12 protein-coding genes are annotated in these 12,557 nt (G+C 72.4%); 5 read left to right on the plus strand and 7 right to left on the minus strand.

Translation table 11 applies throughout. The features are described from left to right. Window positions 1–178: 178 nt before the first annotated feature. Both AB0J76_RS31125 and AB0J76_RS31130 read left to right on the plus strand, forming a co-directional pair. Window positions 179–1,477 (plus strand): biotin carboxylase N-terminal domain-containing protein, encoded by a 1,299-nt coding sequence (locus AB0J76_RS31125; RefSeq protein WP_352322882.1) that lies wholly within the window; start codon window positions 179–181, stop codon window positions 1,475–1,477. Window positions 1,478–1,519: 42 nt separating this feature from the next. After that, window positions 1,520–1,732 (plus strand): biotin/lipoyl-binding carrier protein, encoded by a 213-nt coding sequence (locus AB0J76_RS31130; protein WP_352322883.1) that lies wholly within the window; start codon window positions 1,520–1,522, stop codon window positions 1,730–1,732. On the opposite strand, the gene AB0J76_RS31135 is transcribed toward AB0J76_RS31130, so the two are convergent. Beyond that, on the minus strand, window positions 1,722–2,105 hold the full coding sequence (locus tag AB0J76_RS31135) for a thioesterase family protein (RefSeq protein ID WP_352322884.1): 384 nt from the start codon (window positions 2,103–2,105) through the stop codon (window positions 1,722–1,724). The genes AB0J76_RS31130 and AB0J76_RS31135 overlap by 11 nt on opposite strands. A gap of 239 nt (window positions 2,106–2,344) precedes the next feature. Here AB0J76_RS31135 and AB0J76_RS31140 point away from each other — a divergent pair, with 239 nt between their 5' ends. Then, window positions 2,345–4,042 carry a protein kinase gene (locus tag AB0J76_RS31140; protein ID WP_352322885.1) on the plus strand — a complete coding sequence of 566 codons (1,698 nt, stop codon included), beginning with the start codon at window positions 2,345–2,347 and terminating at the stop codon, window positions 4,040–4,042. Window positions 4,043–4,046: 4 nt separating this feature from the next. Here AB0J76_RS31140 and AB0J76_RS31145 read toward each other — a convergent pair whose 3' ends face one another. From AB0J76_RS31145 to AB0J76_RS31160, 4 genes are all read right to left on the minus strand, one after another. Then, a complete protein-coding gene (locus tag AB0J76_RS31145) occupies window positions 4,047–5,690 on the minus strand; it encodes an acetolactate synthase (protein ID WP_352322886.1) in 1,644 nt (547 codons plus the stop codon). Between the two features lie 63 nt (window positions 5,691–5,753). Beyond that, window positions 5,754–6,533 carry a DUF4097 family beta strand repeat-containing protein gene (locus tag AB0J76_RS31150; RefSeq protein ID WP_352322887.1) on the minus strand — a complete coding sequence of 260 codons (780 nt, stop codon included), beginning with the start codon at window positions 6,531–6,533 and terminating at the stop codon, window positions 5,754–5,756. Then, window positions 6,530–7,183: a response regulator transcription factor gene (locus tag AB0J76_RS31155; protein WP_352322888.1), complete on the minus strand. Its 654-nt coding sequence runs from the start codon at window positions 7,181–7,183 to the stop codon at window positions 6,530–6,532. The genes AB0J76_RS31150 and AB0J76_RS31155 overlap by 4 nt, the downstream gene beginning before the upstream one ends. Then, on the minus strand, window positions 7,174–8,334 hold the full coding sequence (locus tag AB0J76_RS31160) for a sensor histidine kinase (RefSeq protein ID WP_352322889.1): 1,161 nt from the start codon (window positions 8,332–8,334) through the stop codon (window positions 7,174–7,176). Before AB0J76_RS31160 ends, AB0J76_RS31155 begins: the two co-directional genes overlap by 10 nt. Before the next feature lie 135 nt (window positions 8,335–8,469). Between AB0J76_RS31160 and AB0J76_RS31165 the strand changes: the two genes are divergently transcribed. Next, entirely contained in the window at window positions 8,470–9,045 is a 576-nt protein-coding gene (locus AB0J76_RS31165; protein WP_352322890.1) for a hypothetical protein, read from the plus strand. On the opposite strand, the gene bioD is transcribed toward AB0J76_RS31165, so the two are convergent. Further along, window positions 9,042–9,749: a dethiobiotin synthase gene (bioD, locus tag AB0J76_RS31170; RefSeq protein WP_352322891.1), complete on the minus strand. Its 708-nt coding sequence runs from the start codon at window positions 9,747–9,749 to the stop codon at window positions 9,042–9,044. The two genes, AB0J76_RS31165 and bioD, sit on opposite strands and share 4 nt — an antisense overlap. A gap of 35 nt (window positions 9,750–9,784) precedes the next feature. Then, complete coding sequence (locus tag AB0J76_RS31175) at window positions 9,785–10,504, minus strand: GntR family transcriptional regulator (RefSeq protein ID WP_125648113.1); 720 nt, start codon at window positions 10,502–10,504, stop codon at window positions 9,785–9,787. A gap of 474 nt (window positions 10,505–10,978) precedes the next feature. Here AB0J76_RS31175 and AB0J76_RS31180 point away from each other — a divergent pair, with 474 nt between their 5' ends. Beyond that, window positions 10,979–12,448: a histidine kinase N-terminal domain-containing protein gene (locus tag AB0J76_RS31180; protein ID WP_352322892.1), complete on the plus strand. Its 1,470-nt coding sequence runs from the start codon at window positions 10,979–10,981 to the stop codon at window positions 12,446–12,448. The last annotated feature ends 109 nt before the right edge of the window (window positions 12,449–12,557 follow it).

Genomic DNA, 12,557 nt, shown 5'->3' on the forward strand with positions numbered 1-12,557 from the left:
GATTGCCCACCTTTGTGGGGTTCCTACAGATCATTCTCCGCTGATCGGTACTTCACGGGAAAAGGGACGAGCCGCCGCCGGTCATAGGGTTGTCCGCGTGATTGCTGAGACGCTCGGACCCGTTCTGATCGCCAACCGTGGTGAGATCGCCCGGCGGATCATCCGTACGGTCAGGCGGATGGGACTGCGTGCCGTCGCCGTGCATTCCGAGGCCGACGCCGGGCTGCCGTTCGTGCGCGAGGCCGACGAGGCGGTGCTGATCGGCCCGGCCGACCCCGCGCGGAGCTATCTCGACCCCGCCAGGGTGCTGGACGCGGCCCGCGCCACGGGAGCGGGCGCGGTCCATCCCGGTTACGGCTTCCTGTCGGAGAACGCCGCGTTCGCGCGGGCGGTGATCGAGGCCGGGCTCGTGTGGATCGGGCCGTCGCCGGAGTCCATCGACCGCATGGGCGACAAGATCAACGCCAGGAACCTCATGGAGCGGGCGGGCGTGCCCGTCGCCGCGGGCACCAGGGAACCGGTCACCGACCTGGTCGCGGCGCTCGACGCGGCTGAGCTGATCGGCTATCCGGTCATGGTCAAGACCGCCGGCGGCGGTGGCGGGATCGGCATGAGCGTGGCCCGTGACGACGCCGGGCTGGCCAAGGCGTTCGAGCAGGCGGCCAGGGCGGCGGCCAGGTTCGCCGCGGCGGCCGCGGCGGGCGGCGCGGGCGACGCGCTGGCCGGGCCCGCGGTCCTGCTGGAGCGCTACGTCGAACGTGCCCGCCACGTCGAGGTGCAGATCCTCGGCCTGCCCGACGGCCGGGTGCTGGCCCTGGGCGAGCGCGACTGCTCGGTGCAGCGCCGCCACCAGAAGGTCGTCGAGGAGTCGCCGTCCCCCGGCATCGGCCCCGAGCTGCGCGAACGCATGCTGGCCGCGGCCGTGCGGGCCGGCGAGGCCGTCGGCTATCTCGGCGCGGGCACGGTCGAGTGCCTGGTCGACGCCGACGCCCAGGACTTCGTGTTCCTGGAGATGAACACCAGGCTCCAGGTCGAGCACCCGGTCACGGAGCTGGTCACCGGCCTCGACCTGGTGGAGTTGCAGCTCCGCGTGGCCGCCGGGGAGAGCCCGGAGATCACGGTGGCGCCCGAGGGGCACGCGATCGAGTTCCGGGTCTACGCCGAGGACCCCAGACGTTTCCTGCCCGGCCCCGGCCGGATCACCACCTGGGACGAGCCCGCCGGCGACGGCATCCGCGTCGACTCCGGCTACGCGGCGGGCGACACGGTGACCATGTTCTACGACCCGCTGATGGCCAAGCTGTGCGTGCTCGGGGCCGACCGTACCGAGGCGCTGGAGCTGGGCCGCAAGGCGGTCGCGGAGTTCGTCGTCGAGGGGCCGAAGAGCAATCTGCCCTTCTGTGCCGAGCTGCTGGAGAACCCGGCATTCGTCGCGGGAGACTACGACACGGGTCTGGTCGGGCGAATGCGGCCCTGACCCGGTCGACATTGTTGGTGACGTCGGAAGAGGAGAGCGCCGGTGGCCGAGGTACGCGCCGAGATGGTGGCGAACGTGTGGAAAGTGGTCGTCCGGGAGGGCGAGGCGGTCTCCGAGGGGGACACGCTGGTCATTCTCGAGTCGATGAAGATGGAGATCCCCGTGCTCGCCGAGGACGGGGGCGTGGTGTCGCAGCTCAAGGTGGCCGAGGGCGACGTGATCCAGGAGGGCGACCTGATCGCCGTCATCGACTGAGGCGGGCCAGGAACCTGGCGCGGTCGACGACCGTCCGCTCGACCGTGCCGCGGCCCACGAGCGTGCCCTTCAGGTCGCGGGCCTCGAAGGCGAAGACCAGGCGGCGGCCGTCCACGCCGGTGAGCTCGGCGGTGAGCTGGACGTGGTCGCCGACGGCGCTGGCGGCCAGGTGTTCGAGCTCGACCCGGGTGCCGACGGACGTCTCGCCCTCGGCCAGGTGCGGGCGCACGGCCTCGACGGTGGCCCGTTCGGCCAGCGCGAGCAGCCTGGGCGTGGCCAGCACGGGAACGTCGCCGCTGCCGGCTCGCTCGGCTGTGTCCGATCTCTCGACCATGGTGAGCAGTTGCGAGCGGAGGCCAGGTGAGAGCGTCATGGGGGTCAGCCTACCGAGGGCGGTCCTGATCTCCAGGAAACGCGGACAACACCGCCCATAAGGCTCCAGGATAGGGTTTGTACGGCTTGCGGCATATGAGTGGCATATGGGGCTGCTGAGACAGGTACACTCTCGGAGTTTCCGTGACCACTGTGTTACCTCACCGCGACAAAAGTTCGCTTTGTTGGAGAACCGCGGGGTGGGCGAGGTTACCGATGTAGGGGGGTAGCGGGGGAGTCATGGTGGCCCAAGGCACGACGCTGGCGGGGCGGTATCGACTGGATACCCGCATCGGCGCCGGCGGCATGGGCGAGGTGTGGCGAGGCGAGGACATCGTGCTCGCCCGCACCGTCGCCGTCAAAGTGCTGCTCCCAGGCCGCATGGATGATCGCGGGTTCGTCGCCAGGTTTCAGGGGGAAGCCAGGGCGATGGCCACGATCAACCATTCCGGCGTGGTCGACGTCTACGACTACGGGGTGAGCGGCGACACCGTCTACCTCGTGATGAAGTTCGTGGACGGGGAGCCGCTCGACCGGCTGCTGGCCCGGCTCGGCCGGATCCCGCCACAGGCGGCCATGGAACTCATCGCGCAGGCCGCCTCGGCCCTGCAGGCGGTGCACGACCAGGGAATCGTGCACCGAGACGTGAAACCGGGCAACCTGCTCGTGCAGCGCGACGGCACGCTGGTGCTCACCGACTTCGGCATCGCCCGTTCCGACCTGGCAAACCGGCTGACCGACGCCGGCATGGTGCTCGGCACGGCCGCCTACTGCGCGCCCGAGCAGGCCGAGGGCGAGCCCGTCACGCCCGCCGTGGACATCTACGCGCTCGGCGTGGTCGCCTACGAATGCCTGGTGGGACAGCGGCCGTTCGACGGTGACAGCGCGGTCACGATCGCGCTCAAGCACATCCGCGAGGCCCCGCCGCCGCTGCCCGCCGACATCCCGCCGCAGATCCGGACGCTGGTGGAGGTGGCCCTGTCGAAGGACCCCGCCCGGCGTTTCCCGACGGCGAAGGCCATGAGCGAGGCGGCCCGCGCGGCCGGCCAGGGCCAGCCGATCACGCCGGTGGCCGAGATCGCGCCGCCGGCCACGGGCGCCACGATGGCCGCACCGCCCGAGTCGTACCAGACCGGTGCCTACCAGGCGGGCCACTCGCAGCCGACGGGCGCCCACCAGCCGGGCCAGCCGCCCGCCTACCCGGGAGGGCAGCCGCCGGCCGGGGCCGGTGCGTTCCAGACCGGGGCGCACCTGCCCGCGTCGTCGGAGGAGACCACCGCGGCCGTCGGCGAGCGCCGTCCGGGTGGCCGCCGCGCCGCCAAGGCGCCGCGCAGGACCGGCCTGGTCGTCGGCCTCGCGGTCGCGGTGGTGCTCGGCGTGGGCGCGGGGGCGGTCGCGCTGACGGGCATGGTGCCCGGCGCGCCGACGCCGACCGTCACGGCCTCCAACGATGGCGACAGCGACGACATCCCCGGCCCGACGAAGACCGGTTCCAAGAGGCCCAAGCCTTCGACGACGCCTCCCACGAAGACGGCCGTGCCGCCCACGACCCGGCCGCCCACGCACCCCGAGACCGAGGAGCCGACGGAGACGGCGGAACCGACGACCACGCCCACCACCACCCCGACCAGCACGAAGGGACCGACCAAGTCGCCGTCGAGCACGCCGACGACGACGGTCAAGCACATCACGGTGCCCAAGGTCGCCGGGCTGCCCTTCCTCAAGGGCCAGGAGATGGTCGAGGCGGCGGGGCTGCTGGTGCGCGTCCGCGACACGTCCGTGACCACCGACGACCCCGCCTGCCGCAGGATCACCAAGACGGTGCCGGCCGGCGGCACGGTCGTCCCGGAGACGAAGGTGGTCACGCTCTACGTCATCGACGGCATCTGCACGACGCCGACGCCGTCGCCGTCCCCCACGGCCACGCCGAAGTCGTAGGGGGTCAGATCCCGGTGGTGTTGCGCGGGTAGGCGATCTGCGGGTCGGTGGCGATGTTCACCATGTACGGGATGCCGGAGTCGAACGCCCTGCGCAGCGCCGGCCCGATCTCCGACGGCTTGGTGACCAGCTCGCCGCCGCCGCCCAGCGCGGTCACGACCTGGTCGTAGCGGCACTGCGGCTGGAGGTCGGCGGCCACGTCGTAGCCGTACAGGAACTGCATGGGGTGCTTCTCCAGGCCCCACATGCCGTTGTTGCCGCAGATCATGACGACCGGCAGCCGGTGGCGGACGAGGGTGTCGACGTCCATCAGGGAGAAGCCGGCGGCGCCGTCGCCGAGCAGGAGCACGACCTGCGAGGACGGGCGGGCCAGGCGGGCGGCGATGGAGTAGCCGAGCCCGGTGCCGAGGCACCCGTACGGGCCGGGGTCGAGCCAGTTGCCCGGCTGCCTGGGCTCGACGTACTTGCCGGCGTAGGAGACGAAGTCGCCGCCGTCGCCGATCACCACGGCGTCGTCGGCCAGGACCTTGCCCAGTTCGCCGTAGATGCGCATGGGGTGGATCGGGTCGGTGTCGGCGGCCAGCAGTTCGGCGTCGCCCTCGATCGCGGCGGCGGCGGCCTCGGACAGCGTGGACAGCCAGGAGGCGTACGAGCTGGGCTTGACCCCCGCGTCGCCGCAGGCCGCGCCGAGGCTCCAGAGCACCACCGACAGGTCGCCCGCGGCCTTGGCGGCGGGCTGCATGTGGGTGGCGAGCTGCGAGGGCGCGTCGGCGATGTGCACGACGCGGGCCGGCGCGCCGTCCTTGCCGCCGAACTGGCCGTAGCCGAGCCGGAAGTCGAGCGGGGTGCCGATCACGATGACCAGGTCGGCCTGGGAGAAGGCCACGCTGCGGGCGCGGGTGACGAGCAGTTCGTGCCCGGCGGGCAGGATGCCGCGGCCCTGGCCGTTGGGGATGACCGGCAGCCGCCAGGTCTCGGCGAAGTCGCGCGCGGCCTCCTCGGCCCGGTCCATCCACACGTCGGAGCCGTAGACCAGCACCGGACGCTCGGCCTCGGACAGCAGCCGGGCGATGGCGGCCAGGTCGTCGGGGTCGGGCTCCAGCGGCGAGGGCGACTGCGTGTGCACCTCGTGGGCGGGCGAGGGGGCGAACAGGTGGTCCATGTAGAAGTCGAGGAAGACCGGGCCGCGCTGGGGCGCGACGGCGGTGCGGAAGGCGGACTCGACGTCCTGGCCGATCGAGTCGGCGCCGGAGGCGGTGAACGACAGCTTGGTGATCGGGCCGAGCAGCGGCGGGTGGTCCATCTCCTGGAGGGCGCCGCTGCCCCAGCGCGACTGCGGGGCGCGGCCGCCCATGACGACCACCGGCGAGCCGTTGAAGTGCGCGGTCGCGATGCCGCTGACGCCGTTGGTGATGCCCGGCCCGGCGGTCAGCACGGCCAGGCCGGGCTTCCTGGTCAGCCGGGCCGTCGCCTCGGCGGCGAAGACCGCGCTCTGTTCGTGGCGCACGTCGAGGATGCGCATGCCCTCGTGGACCGCGCCGTCGTACAGCGGGAAGACGTGGCCTCCCGAGAGCGTGAACATGGTCTCGACGCCGTAGGCCTTGGACACGGCGACGGCGACGTCACCGGCGTGCTTCGCAGACTCCATGCCGGGAACTTACCAACCAGTGACAAGAGTAAACAGATCTCAAGGCTTGCGTCCGGCCGCGTCCTAGCCCTGTCCACAGCAGACGCGGACCGAGCCCAGCGGCGCCCGCGCCTCGACCTTCCGGGGCGCGCCCTTCACCGCGTCGACCTCCACCTCGGTGCGGCGGCCCTCGGTCGTCACGTCGTAGGCCTCCGGCGGCAGCCGCAGGTCGACGTCGCCGGTGGCCCGCGCGACGGCCCTCACCGTGAGCGGCGGGTTGGCGAAGTCGAGCCGTACGTCGCCCGAGCCGGTCTCGACGTCGGCCTTGCCGCCGAGCATCACGTTGCCGGAGACGGACCCGGAACCGGACCTGGCCCAGACCTCGCCGGTGACGCCGTCGGCCCGCACGTTCCCCGACACGGTCGTCAGCCGCACGTCGCCGACCACGTTGCTGACCCCCAGTTCACCGACGGTCGTCCTGGCCTCGACCCCGGTCTCGAAGGGCACCAGCAGCGTGTAGTCCGCCCGGCACACCGGGCCGTCCGGCTGCCGCGCGGCCCCGCAGCGGATGTCCAGCCGCAGGGTGTCGCCGGTCCAGTCCTCGGTGATCACCGGCCGGTCGATCGAGGTCCAGTTCACGGACCGGGCGATCGTCAGCTCTCCCGCGGGGCCCGGCACGATCTCGACGCTCACCTCGCCGCTGCCCGTGGTGACCTTCAGCGTGTCCAGCGCGAACGGGACCGTCCTGGCCCGTGTCTCCTGCGGCGCGGTGGCGCGGGCGAACCCGTTCCAGACCAGCAGGACGGACAGCAGCAGGGCGGCCACCGTCGTCACGGCTCCCGCCGTCAGCCAGATGGTCCTCACGGCATGCTCCTGATCTTGAGGAACTGCAGGACGGCGAGGACCCGGCGGTGATCGCCCTCCGCGGGGGACAGGTCGAGCTTGGTGAAGATGTTGCCGATGTGCTTGCCCACGGCTCCCTCGCTGAGCACGAGGGCCTGGCCGATGCCGGCGTTCGAGCGGCCCTCGGCCATGAGCTTGAGCACCTCGTGCTCGCGGGGCGTCAGCCGTTCCAGCGGGTCGCTGTCGCCGCGCAGCAGGAGCTGGGCGACCACCTCCGGGTCGAGGGCGGTGCCGCCGCCGGCGACCCTGCGCAGGGCGTCGATGAACTCGGCCACGTCGGCCACCCGGTCCTTGAGCAGGTAGCCGACGCCGCCGGCCGCCGTGGACAGCAGCCGGGCGGCGTAGCGTTCCTCGACGTACTGGGAGAGCACCAGCACGGCCAGGCCGGGATGCTGGCGGCGCAGCACGAGAGCCGCGCGCAGCCCCTCGTCGGTGTGCGTGGGCGGCATCCGGACGTCGGTGATCACCAGCTCCGGCCGGTGCTCCTCGACGGCCCGCAGCAGGCCCTCGGCCTCGTCCACGGCCGCCACCACCCGCATGCCGGACGCGTCGAGCAGCCTGACCAGCCCCTCGCGCAGCAGGACGGAGTCCTCGGCCAGCACTACTCGCACGGCAGCTCCACCTCGATCGTGGTCGGCCCGCCGAACGGGCTGGACAGGCGCAGCGTCCCGTCCACGGAGTCGATGCGCTGGGCCAGGCCGCGCAGGCCGGTGCCGCCGTCGAGCCGGGCGCCGCCGCAGCCGTCGTCGTGGACGAGCACGTGCAGGCGGTCGCGCTCGCGCCGGACCGTCACCTCGGCCCTGGTCGCGGCGGCGTGTTTGGCGATGTTGGTCAGTGCTTCGGACACGATGAAGAAGGCCACCGCCTCGATGGTCGGGGAGGCGCGCCGGTCGATGTCGACGCGCAGGCGTACGGGGAGCGGGGCGCGGGCCGCGACGCCGGACAGCGCCGCGTCGAGCCCCTGGTCGTTGAGCACGGCCGGATGCAGGCCGCGGACGAAGTCGCGCAGCTCCTTGAGCGCCTGCTTGGCCTCCTCGTGGGCCCGCTCGATCGCCTCACGGGCGGGCTCGGGCAGGTCGGTGAGGGTGGCCCTGGCCAGGCCGAGGTTCATGGCGAGCGAGACCAGGCGCTGCTGGGCGCCGTCGTGCAGGTCGCGCTCGATCCTGCGGCGCTCGGCGTCGGCGGCGTCGATCACGCCGGCCCGGCTCTCGGTCAGCGTCTCGATGCGCTGCCCCAGCTCGGTGCGGCTGGGCCCGAGCAGCGTGCGCGCCACCGACAGGTCGAGCGCCGCCATGCCCCTGGCCAGGACCGGGGCGAGCAGCAGCAGCGCCAGGCCGGTCGCCGTGGTGATCCCCATGATGACCGGATCGCGCAGATCGACGAGGAAGACCAGCGGCGGCGCCTGCACCCGCGGCGGCACGAACGACAGCAGCCCCACCACGGCCCCGCCCCACGCCAGCGCGACGAGGAAGGCCGCCGCCGCGCCCACGAAGGGCGACAGCAGGTGGTAGGCGATCTGCCGCCAGGTGGCCGCCCTGCGCCAGCCGGCCGGCGCCACCGGCGGCGGGATGCGGACGCCGAGGAAGGCCGCGAACCTGGACCGCTGCACCCGGGTGAACACCGGGATGCCGCGCCGCAGCACCGGCGGGGCCACGGCCAGCAGCAGCGTGAGCCCGCCGAGCACCACGGCGACCGGCAGCCCGATCATCACGTGGGACGTGTCGAGCCAGGCACGCGCCGACCAGGGACGGGGGACTTTCATGCGTCAAAGGTATTGACCCACCAGACCCCCACGAAATGGGCCTGGTGTGCCGGTGGACGGTAGAGCTAACCCCACCCTCGAACAATTGCCGCAAACCGAACATCTCACTCCCCAACAGACCAAGGGGAGGTTCGGATGTTCGCAGCAGGGGTCGCCGCGCTGGCGGCCGCGTCCACGGTCCTGGGCGGCTTACCGCACGGCATGTTGTTCCTGGAGAAGCACCCGCCCGCCAAGCAGTGGGAGACCTACACCGTCAAGAACTCCGCCACGCTGCCGCTCCAGCTCGACCCGTGCCTGTCGCACCGGCGGCGGGACGGCGGCCGGCTCACGGCGCGGGCCGTCCTGTACTCCAGCGAGGACGAGATGAAGTACGAGCAGCTCGTCGTCTACCGGAGCGTCCGGCACGCCGAGGCCGCCATGCGCGTCCTGCGCGCGGACCTCAGGCGCTGCGCCGACGTGGGCAAGGGCGTCAACCGCCACCGTTACTTCACCAAGCCCCTGGACGTCGGCGACGACGGCCTGCGCGCCGGCGGCCGGTTCTTCGAGAGCGGCGAGCACGCGATCGCGGTCAGGCGCGGCGCGGCGCTCTACATCGCCGGCGAGTCGGCCTGGCCCACGAAGAGCCTGCCGCTCAAGGGCTTCCGCGGGCTGATCGACCAGGCACGCCGGATGACCGTCAAGGTCTGCCGCCTGCCCGAGGCCGCCTGCTAGAGCACCCCCACCCGCCGCTTGAAGGCGGACGGGTCGAAGGAACCGCCCAGCGTGGCGCCCAGCCCCTCGCGCGCCAGCTGGGCGAACGCCTCGCGGCCGAGTCGCCCGGCCCCTTCGGGCAGCACTCCCGCCAGCGGCCGCGCGGCCAGCATCTCCAGGTCGGCGACGTTGCTGCGCTCGGCGATCCCGGCCTCCCGCGGCCAGCGCCCGATCACCACGCCCGCCGGGTCGAGCCCCCGGTGCGCCAGCGCCTCCAGGGTCAGCGCCGTGTGGTTGAGCGCCCCGATCGCGGCCCCCGCCACGACCAGCACCTGCGCGCCCACCAGCCGGGCCAGGTCGGCGATCGTCGTGCCGTCCTCGTCGAAGCGCACCAGCAGGCCGCCGGTGCCCTCCACGACGACCAGCCGGTTGCTCTCGGCCAGCTCCTCGACGAACCGCGCGGCGGCCGTCAGCGACACCGGCGGCACCCCGGCCACCCGCGCCGCGGCGGCCGGTGAGAGCGGCTCGCCGAAGCGCGCCAGCTCGAACGTGGTGCTCGCCCCGGAGAGCCGGATCACCTCGTCGACGTCGTGCCCGCCGCCGGTCTGCGCCGGCTTCACCACGGCGACGGACGCCCCCCGCTCCCTGGCCAGGGCGGCCACCGCGGCCGTCACGACGGTCTTGCCCACGCCGAAGTCGGTGCCGGACACGACGAGAACGCTCATCGTCCCAGCCTAGAAGCCGCCGCCCGCCATCCCGGTCAGGGACGCCGCAGCCGCGTGACGAACTTGTACCGGTCGCCGCGGTAGAGGGACTGCGCCCACTCCACCGGGTGGCCGTCGGCGTCGAAGGCGTGGCGGGTCAGCAGCAGCATCGGCAGGCCGACGTCCACGCCCAGGGCCTTGGCGTCGTACGGGGTGGCGAGCACGGTCTCGATGATCTCCTCGGCGTCCGTGAGCCGTACGTTGTAGGCGTTGTGCAGCGTCTCGTACAGGGAGGCGTGCACCTCCAGCTCCCGGCGCAGGCGGGGGAAGCGCCGCGCGGACAGGTGGGTGGTGTCGATCGAGACCGGCTCGCCGTTGGCCAGCCGGAGCCGGTGGATGCGCAGCACCCGGCCGCCGGGGTTGATGGCCAGCCGCCGCGCCAGGGCCTCGTCCGCGGTGATGTAGCCGATCTCCAGGATCTTCGTGTCCGGCTCCAGGCCCGCCGTGCGCAGGTCGCCGATGTAGGAGGTGAGCTGGAGCACCTGCGCCACCTTCGGCTGGGCCACGAACGTGCCCTTGCCCTGGATGCGCAGCAGCCTGCCCTCCACGACCAGCTCGGTCAGCGCCTGGCGGACGGTGGTGCGCGAGGTCTCGAACCGCACGGCCAGCGTGCGCTCAGGAGGCAGGGCGGTGCCCGCGGGCAGGCTCTTGGTGAGCTCCAGAAGACTGCGTTTCACGTCGTAGTACTTGGGAACGCGGGGGCCGTCGTCGGTCACGCTCTCACCTTCACTTCTGGCACGGCGGTGAGGGCGTGTCTGATCACCGCGAGATCATCGGAACTCATATCGGCCCGAGCGGTCAACCACCTGGGAGGACGGCATATCCGCACGGAGCGCGCACACCGCCAAGTACGCGCGAATCCGGGCAGCTCAGACTGATTGTGAAGGATATCCACAGCAGCGTGCGCGATCGCAACCGAGGCCGGTGTCAGGCCCGCGTCGTCGAGGAGCCCCCCGCCCGTGTCGATCACCTCCGGCAATGCCCGTGAAGCCCCGTCATGGGGATCGAGCGATCCCGCCGTGTGACGGTTCTCACAGTATGAGATTCCCCGAAAGTCGCACCGGGTGCACGACGACGCACCCGTGCCGCGCCCGTGTCCCGCCGTGCGGAGTCCTTCCCCGGCCAGGAGCTGCGCATTCGATCAGGGGGTCGGTTTGGCTGTTGGCGGCGAAAGCACGCATGATGCACTCGTGCCGACTCTCAGCGACCTCGTCGCCCGCCACACCGCACTCGACGAGGCGGACCTCGACTGGCTGCACTCGCTGGTCTCCGACTGGCAGCTGCTGGCCGACCTGTCCTTCGCCGACCTCATCCTGTGGGCGCCGCTGCTCGGTGAGAACGGCTGGATCGCCATCGCCCAGATGCGTCCCACCACCGGCCCCACCGTCTACCACGACGACATCGTCGGCAGCGTGGCCGCCAAGGGCGAGCGCCACCTCATCGACACGGCCTGGAACGAGCGCCGCATCTGCCGCGAGGGCGATCCCGACTGGTCCACGGGCGTCCCGGTGCGCGAGGAGACGATCCCGGTGCGCCGGGCGGTCGACAACGGCGAGGGCCGCTTCCTCGGGGTGATCCAGCGCTCCACGAACCTGTCCTCGGCCCGCACCCCGTCCCGGCTGGAGCTGACCTACCTGCAGAGCGCGTCCGACCTGGCGCAGATGGTGGCCGAGGGGCGTTTCCCGTTCTCGGGGGAGGAGCCGATCCTGGTCCGCTCGCCGCGCGTCGGCGACGGCCTGCTGCGGCTCGACCGGGCCGGGCGGGTCACCTACGCCTCGCCCAACGCGCTGTCGGCCTACCGGCGGCTGGGCCTGCACGCCGACCTGGTCGGCGCCGAGCTGGGCCGGGTGACGGCGACGCTGTGCTACTCCGACGAGCCGATCAACGAAGATTTGATGATCGTGGCCAGCGGGCGCGCGGCCAAGGAGACCGAGGTCGAGTCGGGCGGCACGATCGTGCAGCTCAGGGCCATCCCGCTGATCGTCGGCGGCGGCCGCATCGGCGCGCTCGTCCTCATCAGGGACGTCACCGAGCTGCGGCGGCGCGAGCGCGAGCTGATGACCAAGGACGCCACGATCCGCGAGATCCACCACCGCGTGAAGAACAACCTCCAGACGGTCGCCGCGCTGCTGCGCCTCCAGGCCCGGCGCCTGCAGGTGCCCGAAGGACGCGAGGCCCTGGAGGAGGCCGTGCGCCGCGTCGGCTCGATCGCCATCGTGCACGAGACGTTGTCGCACGCGCCGGAGGAGTTCGTCGACTTCGACGAGATCGCCGACCGGGTGATCGCGATGGCGGGCGAGGTGTCGGCGGCCGAGGCGGCGGTCACGCCGCGCCGGGTGGGCGCGTTCGGCGTGCTGCCCTCGCTCATCGCCACGCCGCTGGCCATGGCGCTGACCGAGCTGCTGCAGAACGCGTTGCAGCACGGGCGTCCCAGGCGGATGGAGGTGCTGGTCGAGCCCGCCCCCGACCGGCTCAACGTCACCGTCTGGGACGACGGGCGCGGCCTTCCCGCGGACTTCGACCTCGACAAGTCCACCAGTCTGGGGCTGCAGATCGTCCGCACGCTGGTGGAGGGGGAGCTGTCGGGCAAGCTCACGATCGAGCCGCGGGAGGGCGGCGGCACGCACGTCGGGTTGTCGATCCCGTTGCCGTCCGCCTGAGAGTCCGCCGGGCCGGGCGGCCGTCGTCGAGGGCGGCGCCCGGTCCGTACGAGCCTGGCCGCCGCGTACGCGTCGCGACGGGGTCTTGGCGGACACATCGATCACGCCA

The organism is Nonomuraea sp. NPDC049624, from assembly GCF_040675255.1.
Taxonomy (GTDB): Bacteria; Actinomycetota; Actinomycetes; order Streptosporangiales; family Streptosporangiaceae; genus Nonomuraea.

Coding starts and splice junctions, on each gene's coding strand:
- AB0J76_RS31125 (WP_352322882.1), top strand. CDS start 179: ATGGGACTGCGTGCCGTCGCCGTGCATTCCGAGGCCGACGCCGGGCTG.
- AB0J76_RS31135 (WP_352322884.1), bottom strand. CDS start 2,105: ATGACGCTCTCACCTGGCCTCCGCTCGCAACTGCTCACCATGGTCGAG.
- AB0J76_RS31140 (WP_352322885.1), top strand. CDS start 2,345: ATGGTGGCCCAAGGCACGACGCTGGCGGGGCGGTATCGACTGGATACC.
- AB0J76_RS31145 (WP_352322886.1), bottom strand. CDS start 5,690: ATGGAGTCTGCGAAGCACGCCGGTGACGTCGCCGTCGCCGTGTCCAAG.
- AB0J76_RS31160 (WP_352322889.1), bottom strand. CDS start 8,334: ATGAAAGTCCCCCGTCCCTGGTCGGCGCGTGCCTGGCTCGACACGTCC.
- AB0J76_RS31165 (WP_352322890.1), top strand. CDS start 8,470: ATGTTCGCAGCAGGGGTCGCCGCGCTGGCGGCCGCGTCCACGGTCCTG.
- bioD (WP_352322891.1), bottom strand. CDS start 9,749: ATGAGCGTTCTCGTCGTGTCCGGCACCGACTTCGGCGTGGGCAAGACC.